Raw genomic sequence first — 12,748 nt, 5'->3', positions numbered from 1 at the left:
ATTGTTCATTAGCTCATCATCACTTTTTTAGCTATCAGCATAATCTTTTATTCTCATTTTTAACCTTTCAAAGCCTTGGTATTATAGGATTTTCAACCAAAAGGTTGAAAGCTATTTTTTGACTTATCTGGCTTTTGTGTGGTAGAATATAACGGAACATTGGTAGGAAAATCAGGTTGAGTTTCGTACTCAACGGGCTTTGGTGCTGTCCCTGGAGAATCATCTCCTAAAGAACTGGAACTGCGATTAAACAATTCGCCCCTAGTGTTAGGCTCTTGGTTTTAGCTAAGAGCCTTTTTCATTTTCAAGCATGCTAGCTTTCAATTCTTCTAGCTGAGCTTGTTCTTCAGCAGTAGCTTCGTGTCTGTAGTCTTTATCGACCCATTCAGGCACGTTGCTTTTTGCTGGTTGCTGATTAGAATAAGTACGTTGCGCTTTTTTGACATCAAAATTGCGTTGTTCTTCGTCTTGTTGAACAATTGTTTTGATACCGTTTTGAGCCCATTTTTTAAGAATTGAATTGACATAGCCAAAATTACGTTTAGAATTATCAGCTGCTCTGTCAATTGCTCGTTTAATTAATTCAGGAGCTAAATTATCAATTTGGATGTAATCTTTAAGTTTCTGCAACTGATAATCATCTAAATCATCAATTCTTTCTTGATAATAATCAATGACATTGAAATTAGATTTTTCAGTAGCAGTAGCAGGTTCACTAACTTCTACTACTACTAATTTATCCTTACTTATCCTATCCTTATCTATCCTATCCTTATCTATCCTATCCTGCGTATCCAAGTTGTATACATTTTGTATACGTTCTGTATACGACTTATTTTCTTCAAGCGTTAAACGGCTAAATTCTGTGGTGTGGACGGTTTTTTGGTATCTGTCTTTTGGAATGTAATTATGAATTTTCCAGTCTTTAATCACAATCACTCCGCTTTCAAACGGTAAAACAAAAGCTTGTTCCATTAATATTCTTAAATCACCGTCAGATGCTCCAATCATTCGTTTGATAGTTTTGATATTGTCTACAAAACCATCGTCATCAGCGTGCATATTCAAATGAAAATAGAGGGCTTGTGCAGTCAACGGTAAATCAAGAAATTTATCAGAATCTGTAATTTTTTTACTGAACATTCTTCTTTGTGCCATATAGTTATCCTTTCAAAATTTTTATCTAAAAAAGTCTTCTGTACCAACCATGAAAATGTGTGCTATTTTTGTATCAAAATTTCTGTATTTTTTTCTTGAAAAAGCTCATCAACTCCAATCTCAAAAATTTCAGCAATGGCTTTTACCCAATTTTCTGGAGGAAGAAGATAAGAACTACGATATTCCTTTAGTTTGTTGCAGAATCTATTAAAATCCATAGGGCTTATTTCTAAAGTATGTGTCAAAGTAAAGATATTCTGATACAAAGTTAAATACCTCATATGGAATTTAGAACGATAAAAAGCAACATTTTCCCAAAAGATACGACCTTGAGAGATTTCTTGAGCTTTCCTAAGAAGCTCTCTTCTCTCATATCCCTTCTGCTTTCGTGATAAAAACTGACCCAAATCATCAACCAAAACATTACTTAAAACTTGTGTATCCGTCTCTAGCAAAGGAAAATCTAAATATTTCTTTTTGTCTGCTAAAATTATAGCTATAAAGCCTTTCATAGTTGTCTGATTGTCTAGTTTATAGTGCCAAGTCGTTCGCTTAAGAAAACTAAAACAATCTTCAGTCTTGGTAAACAATCGAAGTAAATCAGTTTGAGTTAAATCATCAATGCTGTAACTCTGGAATTGAATATTATGATTAAATAACCATTGTTCAATATTGTGACGTCTAACGGCATTATTATCAAAATAAAGCTTTAACATATTTAAATCTCCTTGACATAAATTCTTGTTGGCAAGCACCCTGTAACTTGCGACACCATTATTTCTGTCTCCAATAAGCCATATTCTTCAAGAATATCTCTAATACCTACAAAAGTAGGCTTACTCATTTGTAACTTGACTCCTAATTCTCGATTTGAAAAAGCTAAAAAGACATCTCCATTCTCATCAAATTGCCCCTTTTCTGCCGCCTTACGCTGTTCGTCACGTAAGATTGCATAGGTTATCTTTGCTTTTAAAGGTAAACCCATATAATCAGGACTCGTATAGAAAGCCTTAGGAATCAAGTAATAATCGTTCTCATAATCAATCATTCTGTTTACCTCTCAAATTGTTGTAGCCATTGAGCGACCTTGTGCTTGTCGTATAAAGTTACTCCGTCAATAACCATGTGGGGCATACCTTCCTTCTGCCACTTCACTATTGTAGTGGTTGAGACTGACAACCACCGACACAAGGCAGACATGCGAACAATAGGTTTATAAAGTTCCTTGTCTTCAAGGGCTTTTTCAATGGCGGTTTGTAGCATGTTATCGTAGCGAGCTAGTAGCTCTTTTTCTTTTCGTTTAGGTAATTGTAAAATAAATTCTTCTGCCATTTGCAGGTTCTCCTTTTTCTTAAAATCGATTTTAAGCTCTGAAACGCTTATTGTAATATAGCGTTACGGAACTTAAACATCTTCCTAGGGTAAATATACCGGTGAAGATTTTTAGGTCGATTTTTGCCCTAAATTATCGACGATATTATCTTGAATTAGTTTTTAAACGTTCGGCTCTTGCTTTTTTCTGTTCATCAGTTAATTTTATTTTGTTTCTCACAAATGGATTGACAGAAAAATTATCTAAATCTGACAATCTAGCACGAACAGAAACACAAAGATTATTTTCAAGCTCTTTTTCGACGTTATCGAAAGCGTGTTCCATTTTCAAAATCTTTGTAATGTGTCTTCTAACGTTACTTTCAAAATACCAACAGTTATCCATTTCATCATAATGAATAATCGTTTCTCGTTCTTCTAGCGTGTAAGCCATAGCTGACCCCTTTCTTTATTGTATAAGCTTCGAAAAAATAAACATATTTGTTTAATAATTAGATTTTATAAAACAATTTTGTTTTTGTCAACTAAAATTATACTTATTTGTTTAAAAATGATAGAATAATACTTTGAAAGGAGTTTTATATGTCTAATATTGATGATATTTTTGAAAAACCACCAACAAGAATACGAGAGCTAATTATAAAATCTGGAAAAAAATTAAAAGAGATTAGTAAAGAAGCGGACATTCCTTACGGTGCTTTAAGTTCTTACAATCAAGGTATTAGGACGCCTAAAAAAGAAAATGCTATAAAACTAGCTAATTATTTTGGTGTATCAGTTCCATTTTTGTTAGGAAGAGATGAAAAAGAAAACACATTGAAAAATCTTACTGAAGATGCTAAAATTGTCTATCTTCATTTGGTGTATTTAGCACAGTCTAGTAAAAATTTGAATATCCTAAATAACGAGGATATTCAAAAATTACAATCTATCCATGAAGAAAAGAAAAAGACCTTAGATAAACTAAAGGACTTACAGAACTGCTTATTCAAGTTAGAAGCGGAAGAAGAGACCTTACAAAACAAATTCAAAGTACAAACAACTGAAATATTTAATAAAATCTCTAACGAAAAAGGAGAAATAGAACTTTCCTTACATGACTTAAAACAATTACTAAATAAATAATCTGAATTGGTTATAATTTCTTTATTTTATAAGCTTCGAAACCTAATAAATAAAGGAGAAATTACATGTCCATTCACAAATACCCAAGCAAAAAAGCCAAAAATGGCTATTTGTATTTAGTCAAGGTCTATATGACTAGAGACGGTCGGCGTGCAGACCATATCAAACGTGGCTTTCGTACTCGAAAGGAAGCCAAAGACTACGAAGCTAGACTTATTTATCTTAAGTCCTCAGGAAAGCTAGAGGAGTTTATCAAGCCTTCTCAGAAATCCTATAATGAAGTTTTCGAAAAGTGGTATCAAGCCTACCAAGATACGGTAGAGCCGACAACGGCTTCACGTACTCTTGATATGTTCAGACTCCACATTCTGCCAGTTATGGGAGAGTTTCCTATCAGCAAAATCTCTCCTCTAGACTGCCAGAACTTTATCACAGAAAAATCCAAAACCTTTAAAAATATTAAGCAAATCAAGTCTTACACTAGAAAAGTCTTTGATTTTGCAATCAAGATGAAATTGCTTAAGCATAATCCTATGGCTGATATTATCATGCCAAAGCGAAAGAAACAGCGAATAGAGAACTATTGGACGGTTCAGGAACTACAAGAGTTCCTAACCATTGTTCGTCAGGAAGAACCTTATAAACATTACGCACTTTTTAGACTACTAGCTTATAGCGGCTTAAGAAAAGGTGAGTTATATGCTCTTAAATGGACTGATATAGACTTCCAAAGCGAGACTCTCAGTATCAGTAAGAGCCTAGGAAGGCTAGACGGTAAAGCCATTGAAAAAAGCACTAAAAACGATTTTTCAGTTCGAAAGATTAAGCTAGACAGCGAGACCATTTCCATTTTGCAGAAATGGAAAGACATCAGCCAAAAAGAAAAAGCGCAACTAGCAGTCGCACCACTTTCTATCGAGCAAGATTTTATATTCACCTACTGCACACGTACAGGCTCAATAGAGCCATTACATGCAGACTATATCAACAATGTACTAACACGAATTATCAGGAAACATGGTTTAAGGAAAATCAGTCCTCACGGCTTTAGGCATACCCATGCAACCTTGATGATTGAAATTGGGGTTGACCCAGTCAACACAGCAAAAAGATTAGGTCATGCAAGTAGTCAGATGACTTTAGACACCTATAGCCATTCAACAGCCAAGGGAGAAGATAAGTCAATCAAACAATTTGCGGACTACCTAAAAGCAAAATAACAGTCAAAAAAGATGTAGAAGTTTTTTCCAAAACGGTATCAAAAAAGGTATCAAAAGCAAAAATCAACAAAAAAAGCACCTTGCAAGAGACTTGCAAAATGCTTGTAATCGTTGTTGTAAAGCGGTTCTTAACGTTTTGAGAACTGACTAGCTTTACGTGCTTTCTTAAGACCTGGTTTTTTACGTTCAACCATACGAGCGTCACGTGTAAGAAGACCAGCGCGTTTCAATGAATCACGGAAATCTGGATCTACTTGAAGCAATGCGCGAGCGATACCGTGACGGATAGCTCCTGATTGACCTGCGTAACCACCACCTACAACGTTAACGAAAACGTCATATGAACCTTCAGTTGATGTAACTGCAAATGGTTGGTTAATAACAAGACGAAGGTCAGCATGTGGGATGTATTCTTCTACATCTTTTTTGTTAACTGTAATTTTACCAGTACCTGGAACTAAACGTACGCGTGCAACAGCGTTTTTACGACGACCAGTACCTGTGTATTGTGCTTGTGCCATTTAATAGATGCTCCTTTCTCTCTTAGATAAGTCCTTTAATATCAAGTACTTCTGGTTGTTGTGCAGCATGTGTATGCTCGCTACCTACGAAGACTTTCAATTTCATGCCTTGTGCACGTCCAAGAGTGTTGTGTGGAAGCATGCCTTTAACTGATTTTTCAATCAAGCGAACAGCATTTTTAGAACGAAGTTCACCAGCTGAAATTTGTTTCAAACCACCTGGATACATTGAGTGAGTGTAGTAGATTTTATCAGTTGCTTTTTTACCAGTTAATTTAACTTTTTCAGCATTGATAACGATAACGAAATCACCTGTATCAGTGTGTGGTGTAAATGTTGGTTTGTTTTTTCCGCGAAGTACGCTAGCAACTACTGCAGAAAGACGTCCAAGAGGTACATCTGTTGCGTCAACAACGTACCATTTACGTTCAACTTGGCCTGGTTTAGCCATGAATGTTGTTTTGTTCATGAGTTCTCCTATACGAATTCGTTTTTGTTTACAAAGTGTGGATGTTCCGGTCCACGAGTTATTTGAAAGGTTCCGGGGCCTTACAAATGGGGTAAACAATACCGTTTATTATAATACCAAAAAAAGTGGTACCAAGTCAACACTTACCTACCATCTTTTCTAAGTTTTTTAGCGATTTTTTCTTCTTTTTCATAGAAAACGCTTAGCGGAATTTACGGGTATTTTCTGCTAAGTGAACTAAGTGGCGTAAAAAATCATGCGTTTTTGCTTGGTAATCATAAGTCCTGCCTAAATCATAAATATAACCATTGATATAATCAACTTCTGTCTGACGTCCTTTGTTCATATCTTGGTACATTGACGGATAATGCAGAGGACTTGTTTCCGCGCTAACATACCGAATGGTCTCCCATTCTTCATCACGACTATTCAGAGGAGTAATGCCCGCTAATTCGGCAACGTTATAAGCTTCATCAATTAATTGACGTCCTAGTTTTTCGGCACCTTCGTAATCAATGAATTGTCCCATACGAATTTCAAAAAGGGTGCAAATGGTATTGATGACAGAATTGAACACAACTTTTGTGTAAAGTGTTCCTAAAAAATTATCAGTCAGGTTTGGATTGAGGTTTGAGGCTTCAAATTCAGTTATTATCTGCTTTTGAACATCATCGACCGTTCCTGATTGAGCGGCAATATTAATAGAACCAGCACCTGCTTTTCCAATAAAATCAACATTTCCTGCGTCTTTCAAGACCGTTCCAATCAGACAAGTTCCTGCTAAAACTTTTTCAGGCGCAAAATAGCGATTGATTTTCTCGATATGTCCCATGCCGTTCATTCCTGTGAAAACATATTGATTTTTGTGGAAGAAATGCTTACTTCGTTCGAGCAACTGTGACAAATGCATTTGCTTATCAAAAATGATAAAAACATCTGGTTTTCCTTGGTATTCTTCTGGTGTCTGAATGCTAATTGGAATCAGATGACGATTTTTACCATCACGTGATTGATAAACACCACCTTGTTTTCTAACCGTGTCGATTTGCTCTTCCCACGTATCAATAAAATCCACTTGAGCACCGAGGTGTTCTTTTAATAGCAGCCCAAAACGTAATCCCATTGCACCACTTCCAAGTACAGCATAAGTCAAAGCCATGTCTTTTCCTCCTTTGATTTTAAAAATTATATCACTTCATCAGTCGAATATGGAGGAAATCAGGTATAGAATTTTCTTATGGCTAGCTATAAATAAAGCAACAAAAGATTTCATGTGCTTTTTCAAACAAGTCACTAACTATTAACTTTAATATTGTAATCCAAACTAACAACTTTTTCTGTATAAGCATCGGCTGTAATGCGAATACAATAGTCTCCACTTTTAAAATAGAGCTTTTGTGAATCTTTTAAGTCATCACCATCTATTTGATAATAGTGATGATGATTATTATTATCTACGATAGTTAGATGAAGGTTGCCATTATCTGTCGTCGCATTAACCTTGACCTCTAATTTACCAGCTTTTGGAACTGTAAAATACCCTTTAGCCACTGTCAGAGAGGTTTGTGCCATATCATTACTTCTATAAGTTTTATCATCTTTCATGGAAAAATTAACTGATTGGCTATTGTGTTTATTCCAAATACCAACAGCTATTACACAAATGAGGACAAAAATTGGTAGAGCAATCAACCATAAGCGAGATTTCGTCTTGGATTTGTTGCTAGTCGTCAAATGCGTTTCATTTTTGACTAAGTCATCAACTGAGATTCCAAAGTGTTGACTAATTTTAATGAGCATTTCAACATCGGGATAACTTTTCCCATTTTCCCAACTAGAAACCGTTTGTCTAGATACATGGAATAAATTAGCAAATTCATCTTGACTAAGATTATTCTTTTTTCTTAATTCATTGATATTTATTATAAAACTCTCCTTTCGCTACTGACGTAACGAGTACATTATCTCCTTTTTCGCTTTGAAACACTATCCAATATCCTTGACATATTAGCTAAGGCGCCTTTACATCGTGTCAAATTCACTTGACAGTCCCATTTTACAATAAAAGAGCAGCATTTTACTACTCTTTTTACTTTAACTTTATCTTGCTTCTTTTCCGATTGAAAAGACGGCTAATGTTCCTGGTCCTACGTGGGCAGAAATGACTGGTCCTAGTGGCATGATGAGGACATGGTCAACATCTTCATGTTCTAGTAATGATTTTTTGAGTGTTTCAGCACCTTCAATGTCATTGGCATAGGCAACAACGGCTGTGCCATGTGCTAATGATTGTGTTGCTTGGGAAACGACTTCTTTCAAGGCTTTTTTGCGTCCACGAACTTTGGCTAATGGAACTAATTTTCCAGATGGTTCAATCCACAAAAGTGGCTTGATATTTGCCAAACTTCCCATAATAGCTGACGTTTTTGATAAACGTCCTCCACGCATAAGATGATAAAGGTCATCAACCAAGAAATAGGTTCTTAGACGTGGCAAAATATCAATAATCATTGCTTTGGTTTCTTCAAGTGATTTTCCTTCATCACGCGCTTGCGCTGCTAAAATAGACAAGTAACCTTCACCACCAGCAGCAGCTAAAGTATCAACAATTTCAATAGTAGCTTGCGGGAATTCTTCCAAGACAATATCACGCGCAATCATCGAGCTTTGATACGTTCCTGAAAGAACAGATGAAAATGCCAAATAAAGCACCTTGTCCCCATTTTGAGCATGATGTCGAAAGCTTTCTTCAAATTGTCCCACATTAACTTGACTAGTGGTTGGTTTGCCACCATTTTTCATACTTTCAAGCAATACTTCACTCGTTAAACGATTCTCACCGACAGTTTCGTATGTTTTTCCGTCTAATTGAATGGTTAATCCTAAAATTTCAACATCGTGAGCGTTTGCCCATTCTTCATCTAAATCAGCTGTTGAATCTGTTATTAATTTAAAAGTCATAATTCTTCCTTTACTATCAAACACTGATTTTTCTGACATTTTACCGTCAAATCAGTTTTCATTTTCAAAATAATACTTTGATAATCAAATGATTTTAAATTATTATACCAAAAAAGCTCACATTGCGCGAGCTTCTTTTTAAAGTCTGATTCTGGTTTAATTACATGTCGTCTAGCAATTGCTTCAATTTATCCAGTTGTCCGTCGTTCCAAGGGCGTAATTTTGGTGTTGTTAAATCAATATGTTGAGACATTTTATCCAAATCTGATTTGACTGTATTAACACGTTGTTCGAGTTCACGGGCCGAGACACGTAAAGCTCCCTGCGAGAAAACTGTCCACTGCTCATTCAAATCACTGGTCGCAACTTCAACAAGATTACGGGGTGTGTTTAACTCAGCAGCGGTACGTTCAATGTAAGAATCTGCAGTCTCGTCTTCTTCTGTAAAGATGACTTGAATTTTATATTGGTCATAGCGTTGACGAACTCCAGGGACATATTGCGCATCAAAAACACAGATGATGTCAAGATTTTCAAAATGAGCGTAGTTATTTAACTTACGTAGCAAGATATTTCTGGCTTCGTCTAGTTGATTTTTCTTAAACAGTTGACGTGTTTCCTGCCAAAAGGCAATCATATTATAACCATCAACTAAGAGGATTTTTTTCTTCAATTGTTCTAGTCCTTTCATAGATGGCTAGCTTTTTTCGGCTTTACAAGGTTTTAGTCGATTTTATGGCGGAAGACTTCGTACATTAATACTGCCACAGCGACGCTGGCATTTAAGCTTTGCACATGACCGTTCATCGGAATGGTAATCATTTCATCAACTTGTTTTTTGATGTTTTGTGAAATGCCTTTTCCTTCGTTTCCGATGATTAATGCTAATTTACCCGAAGTATTCCATTTGTGAGCTGGGGTTCCATTCATGTCTGTTCCAAATACCCAGAAGCCCTGTCCTTTTAATTTATCAAGGGTTTGGCTGAGATTTGTCACACGCGCAATCGGCACATGCTCAACGGCACCTGTTGATGTTTTGGCAACAACTGGCGTAACACCAACCGCACGGTGTTTTGGAATGATAACACCTGTCACGTTTGTTGCATCAGCTGTTCGCAAGATTGAGCCAAAATTATGTGGGTCATTGAGTCCGTCCAAGATAAGAATGAGCGGATTTTCTTCCTGCGCAGCTTTATCCAAAATCGCATCCAATTCTGCATAGGCGAATTCTGAAACACGCAAAACAAATCCTTGGTGAACAGCACCATTTGTCATATCGCTAAGTGTTTTTTTAGGCGTCCAAGAGATTGATACTTTTTTCTCTGCTGCTAAGTTTTTTATCTTATCAACATTTTTTCCACGTAAATCGTCTTGAATGTAGAGTTTATTTCCTGTATTAGCCGTCAAACTCTCCGTTACGGCATGAACACCGTAAACAATGTCATTAGTTTCATTAAATTCTCTGTTTTTCATAGTGTTATTATATCACGAAAACCAGCTCTCATGCGAGAACTGGCTGTTATTTTTATTTATAGCTAGTCTTCTATTTTCTCAACGGCTTGAATACACCAGTCGATTAGTTCTTCGAGACGTTCGATTTGGTCAGTCATATGAAGATATCCCATGACTGCTTCAAAGCCTGTTGACATGCGATAAGTCACGACATCCGCATTTTTAGCTTTGGTGTGGCTATTTGTGTTGCGGCCACGTTTATAGATGTCTTCTTCTTTTTCGGTCAATAGCTGAGCTTCTAACATAAGATTAATTAGCATAGCTTGCGCCTTAGCAGAGACATATTTGGTTGCTTTGCGGTGCAATTGATTTGGCTTTGTTAATCCTTGAAAAATCAAGTGCTTACGAATATACATGGAATAAACCGCGTCACCTTCAAAAGCAAGGGCAATACCATTAATTAGATTGACATCTACCTTGTTAGTCACGTGTCCACCTCACACCATCTTTGGTATCGAGAAGTTTAATACCTTGTGCTGCTAATTGGTCACGAATGGCATCTGCTGTTGCGAAATCTTTATTGGCACGCGCAGCTTGGCGTTTTTCAATAAGTGCTTCAATATCAGCATCCAAGACTTCTTCTTCAAACACAATACCAAATACAGCAAGCATCTTTGCAAAGGTATCTTTGACTGCTTGATTATAATTACCTGAATTAATCCATTTTGCCATATCAAAAATGACTGTAATACCATTTGCCGTATTGAAATCATCATCCATAGCTGCTTCAAAATCAGCTTTAAATTTTGCCAATTCAGCAGCATCGGCTTCTTCAGTAAGTGGCAATGTAAAAGTATTTTTCAAATATTTAAGATTAACAGAGGCGTCATGAACAGCTTTTTCAGTGAAATTCACTGGCTTGCGGTATTGTTGTGTCGCAAGGAAAAATCTTAAAACTTGTCCATCAACGGTTTTTAACATATCATGAACAGTTACAAAATTTCCGAGAGATTTTGACATTTTTTCATTATCAACATTGACAAAGCCATTGTGCATCCAATAATTGGCAAATGTTTTTCCTGTTTTGGCTTCAGATTGGGCGATTTCGTTGGTATGGTGAGGAAATTCCAAGTCGGCTCCACCACCGTGAATATCAATCGTATCACCAAGAATGGTTGTCGCCATAACAGAACATTCAATATGCCAACCAGGGCGCCCTTCTCCCCATGGGCTTTGCCATGAAACCTCGCCTGGTTTGGCTGATTTCCAAAGGGCAAAGTCTAAAGGATTTTCCTTGATTTCTCCTTCGCCATCAACACGACCACTAGCTCCAACTTCTAAGTCAGCAAGTGTTTTATTAGCGAGTTTTGCATAGTTTTGGCTTTTTGCAACGCGGAAATACACATCGCCATTAGCTTCGTAAGCAAAACCTTTATCTACCAAAACTTTCACAAAGTCAATAATTTCATCCATATAATCAATGACACGAGGATTTTTAGTTGCTGGTTTCACACCGAGTTGTTTGACATCCTCCATGAAAGCGGCGATAAATTTATCTGAAAAAGCTTTGGTGTCCATACCAGCTTCAGCAGCTCCTTTGATGATTCTGTCATCAACATCTGTGAAGTTAGAAATATAGTTAACCTTGTAGCCTCGGTATTCAAAATAACGACGAATGGTGTCAAATGCCACAACGCTACGAGCATTTCCAATATGAATATAGTTGTAAACCGTTGGTCCGCAGATATACATATTAACCGTATTTTCAGTAATCGGCACGAAATCTCGCAAACTTCTGGTCATTGTATCATAAATTTTAATTGTCATGTCTGTTTCTCCCCTTTTATAGTCATTCTTAAACTATTGTTTAAACTGTTCATGTTGTCTAAAGTTTTGAGGAATGCAAGCTTTGATAGCGTGCTTCTTCAAGTTTAGACGTGTAATATTCACGATTTTCTTCCATGTTATGAATAGCATCCACATCTTTCTTACCGTGAACACGAACAACTTTTGCAGGAACACCGACAACTGTGACATCATCAGGAACATCCGCAACTACAACAGCAGCAGCACCTACCTTAGCATTTTTTCCAATTTCAATAGGACCAATGACTTGAGCGTGAGCAGAGACAAGCGCTCCTTCACGAACGGTCGGATGACGTTTTCCTACATCTTTACCTGTTCCACCAAGGGTTACACCGTGGTAGAGCATAACTCCCTTTTCCACAATAGCTGTTTCTCCGATAACAAGCCCTGAACCGTGGTCAATAAAAACTCCTTCAGCAATTTCAGCTCCTGGGTGAATTTCAATTTGTGTCCAAAAACGCCAAAATTGGCTGTGCATACGAGCAATTAATTTAAAACCATGTTTCCACAAAAAATGCGATAAACGATGTGCAGCTAGTGCTTTAATACCGGGATACGTTAAGATAATTTCCAGAGAGCTACGAGCCGCTGGATCATTTTTCTTAACGATATCTATGGTTTCTTTCCACCAACCCATATCTTCT

Annotated in this window: 17 protein-coding genes; 2 read left to right on the top strand and 15 right to left on the bottom strand. The window is 36.7% G+C overall.

Going from position 1 to position 12,748, the window contains the following annotated elements; all coding sequences use genetic code 11:
* Positions 1-285: 285 nt before the first annotated feature.
* From BTR42_RS12745 to BTR42_RS01450, 5 genes are all read right to left on the bottom strand, one after another.
* Positions 286-1,158 (bottom strand): DnaD domain-containing protein, encoded by an 873-nt coding sequence (locus BTR42_RS12745; protein ID WP_174564795.1) that lies wholly within the window; start codon positions 1,156-1,158, stop codon positions 286-288.
* Positions 1,159-1,220: 62 nt separating this feature from the next.
* Positions 1,221-1,874 carry a hypothetical protein gene (locus BTR42_RS01465; RefSeq protein ID WP_077496047.1) on the bottom strand — a complete coding sequence of 218 codons (654 nt, stop codon included), beginning with the start codon at positions 1,872-1,874 and terminating at the stop codon, positions 1,221-1,223.
* Positions 1,875-1,876: 2 nt separating this feature from the next.
* A complete protein-coding gene (locus BTR42_RS01460; RefSeq protein WP_077496045.1) occupies positions 1,877-2,206 on the bottom strand; it encodes a replication initiator protein A in 330 nt (109 codons plus the stop codon).
* A 5-nt stretch (positions 2,207-2,211) separates the two neighbouring features.
* Entirely contained in the window at positions 2,212-2,490 is a 279-nt protein-coding gene (locus BTR42_RS01455; RefSeq protein ID WP_061459161.1) for a hypothetical protein, read from the bottom strand.
* Positions 2,491-2,635: 145 nt separating this feature from the next.
* A complete protein-coding gene (locus tag BTR42_RS01450) occupies positions 2,636-2,923 on the bottom strand; it encodes a hypothetical protein (protein ID WP_077496043.1) in 288 nt (95 codons plus the stop codon).
* A gap of 149 nt (positions 2,924-3,072) precedes the next feature.
* Here BTR42_RS01450 and BTR42_RS01445 point away from each other — a divergent pair, with 149 nt between their 5' ends.
* On the top strand, positions 3,073-3,615 hold the full coding sequence (locus BTR42_RS01445) for a helix-turn-helix domain-containing protein (RefSeq protein ID WP_077496041.1): 543 nt from the start codon (positions 3,073-3,075) through the stop codon (positions 3,613-3,615).
* Positions 3,616-3,680: 65 nt separating this feature from the next.
* Positions 3,681-4,835, top strand: a complete 1,155-nt coding sequence (locus BTR42_RS01440) for a tyrosine-type recombinase/integrase (RefSeq protein WP_077496039.1) — start codon at positions 3,681-3,683, stop codon at positions 4,833-4,835.
* A gap of 128 nt (positions 4,836-4,963) precedes the next feature.
* On the opposite strand, the gene rpsI is transcribed toward BTR42_RS01440, so the two are convergent.
* From rpsI to cysE, 10 genes are all read right to left on the bottom strand, one after another.
* The gene (gene rpsI / locus BTR42_RS01435) at positions 4,964-5,356 is read right to left on the bottom strand and encodes a 30S ribosomal protein S9 (protein ID WP_003063193.1); all 393 of its coding nucleotides are present in this window, start codon (positions 5,354-5,356) and stop codon (positions 4,964-4,966) included.
* A 22-nt stretch (positions 5,357-5,378) separates the two neighbouring features.
* Entirely contained in the window at positions 5,379-5,825 is a 447-nt protein-coding gene (gene rplM, locus BTR42_RS01430) for a 50S ribosomal protein L13 (RefSeq protein WP_003063191.1), read from the bottom strand.
* A gap of 202 nt (positions 5,826-6,027) precedes the next feature.
* A complete protein-coding gene (locus tag BTR42_RS01425) occupies positions 6,028-6,984 on the bottom strand; it encodes a ketopantoate reductase family protein (RefSeq protein WP_077496037.1) in 957 nt (318 codons plus the stop codon).
* A gap of 134 nt (positions 6,985-7,118) precedes the next feature.
* Positions 7,119-7,742, bottom strand: coding sequence for a helix-turn-helix transcriptional regulator (locus BTR42_RS01420; protein WP_231873085.1), 624 nt, complete (start codon positions 7,740-7,742; stop codon positions 7,119-7,121).
* 183 nt (positions 7,743-7,925) lie between these two features.
* Positions 7,926-8,786: a DegV family protein gene (locus BTR42_RS01415; RefSeq protein ID WP_077496033.1), complete on the bottom strand. Its 861-nt coding sequence runs from the start codon at positions 8,784-8,786 to the stop codon at positions 7,926-7,928.
* A 160-nt stretch (positions 8,787-8,946) separates the two neighbouring features.
* A complete protein-coding gene (locus tag BTR42_RS01410; protein WP_012961367.1) occupies positions 8,947-9,459 on the bottom strand; it encodes an NYN domain-containing protein in 513 nt (170 codons plus the stop codon).
* A gap of 50 nt (positions 9,460-9,509) precedes the next feature.
* Positions 9,510-10,259, bottom strand: coding sequence for a 23S rRNA (guanosine(2251)-2'-O)-methyltransferase RlmB (gene rlmB, locus BTR42_RS01405; protein ID WP_077496032.1), 750 nt, complete (start codon positions 10,257-10,259; stop codon positions 9,510-9,512).
* A 62-nt stretch (positions 10,260-10,321) separates the two neighbouring features.
* On the bottom strand, positions 10,322-10,726 hold the full coding sequence (locus BTR42_RS01400; protein ID WP_077496030.1) for a Mini-ribonuclease 3: 405 nt from the start codon (positions 10,724-10,726) through the stop codon (positions 10,322-10,324).
* Positions 10,719-12,065, bottom strand: coding sequence for a cysteine--tRNA ligase (cysS, locus tag BTR42_RS01395; RefSeq protein WP_077496028.1), 1,347 nt, complete (start codon positions 12,063-12,065; stop codon positions 10,719-10,721). The genes BTR42_RS01400 and cysS overlap by 8 nt, the downstream gene beginning before the upstream one ends.
* Before the next feature lie 58 nt (positions 12,066-12,123).
* Positions 12,124-12,741: a serine O-acetyltransferase gene (gene cysE, locus BTR42_RS01390; protein ID WP_077496026.1), complete on the bottom strand. Its 618-nt coding sequence runs from the start codon at positions 12,739-12,741 to the stop codon at positions 12,124-12,126.
* Positions 12,742-12,748 lie beyond the last annotated feature (7 nt).

The sequence above is a fragment of the Streptococcus gallolyticus subsp. gallolyticus DSM 16831 genome (genome assembly GCF_002000985.1).
GTDB classification, from domain to species: domain Bacteria; phylum Bacillota; class Bacilli; order Lactobacillales; family Streptococcaceae; genus Streptococcus; species Streptococcus gallolyticus.
Note: the sequence above shows the minus strand (reverse complement) of the source record. Positions and strands in the feature narration are given on the sequence as shown.

Coding starts and splice junctions, on each gene's coding strand:
- BTR42_RS12745 (WP_174564795.1), bottom strand. CDS start 1,158: ATGGCACAAAGAAGAATGTTCAGTAAAAAAATTACAGATTCTGATAAA.
- BTR42_RS01465 (WP_077496047.1), bottom strand. CDS start 1,874: ATGTTAAAGCTTTATTTTGATAATAATGCCGTTAGACGTCACAATATT.
- BTR42_RS01460 (WP_077496045.1), bottom strand. CDS start 2,206: ATGATTGATTATGAGAACGATTATTACTTGATTCCTAAGGCTTTCTAT.
- BTR42_RS01455 (WP_061459161.1), bottom strand. CDS start 2,490: ATGGCAGAAGAATTTATTTTACAATTACCTAAACGAAAAGAAAAAGAG.
- BTR42_RS01450 (WP_077496043.1), bottom strand. CDS start 2,923: ATGGCTTACACGCTAGAAGAACGAGAAACGATTATTCATTATGATGAA.
- BTR42_RS01445 (WP_077496041.1), top strand. CDS start 3,073: ATGTCTAATATTGATGATATTTTTGAAAAACCACCAACAAGAATACGA.
- BTR42_RS01440 (WP_077496039.1), top strand. CDS start 3,681: ATGTCCATTCACAAATACCCAAGCAAAAAAGCCAAAAATGGCTATTTG.
- rpsI (WP_003063193.1), bottom strand. CDS start 5,356: ATGGCACAAGCACAATACACAGGTACTGGTCGTCGTAAAAACGCTGTT.
- rplM (WP_003063191.1), bottom strand. CDS start 5,825: ATGAACAAAACAACATTCATGGCTAAACCAGGCCAAGTTGAACGTAAA.
- BTR42_RS01425 (WP_077496037.1), bottom strand. CDS start 6,984: ATGGCTTTGACTTATGCTGTACTTGGAAGTGGTGCAATGGGATTACGT.
- BTR42_RS01415 (WP_077496033.1), bottom strand. CDS start 8,786: ATGACTTTTAAATTAATAACAGATTCAACAGCTGATTTAGATGAAGAA.
- rlmB (WP_077496032.1), bottom strand. CDS start 10,259: ATGAAAAACAGAGAATTTAATGAAACTAATGACATTGTTTACGGTGTT.
- cysS (WP_077496028.1), bottom strand. CDS start 12,065: ATGACAATTAAAATTTATGATACAATGACCAGAAGTTTGCGAGATTTC.
- cysE (WP_077496026.1), bottom strand. CDS start 12,741: ATGGGTTGGTGGAAAGAAACCATAGATATCGTTAAGAAAAATGATCCA.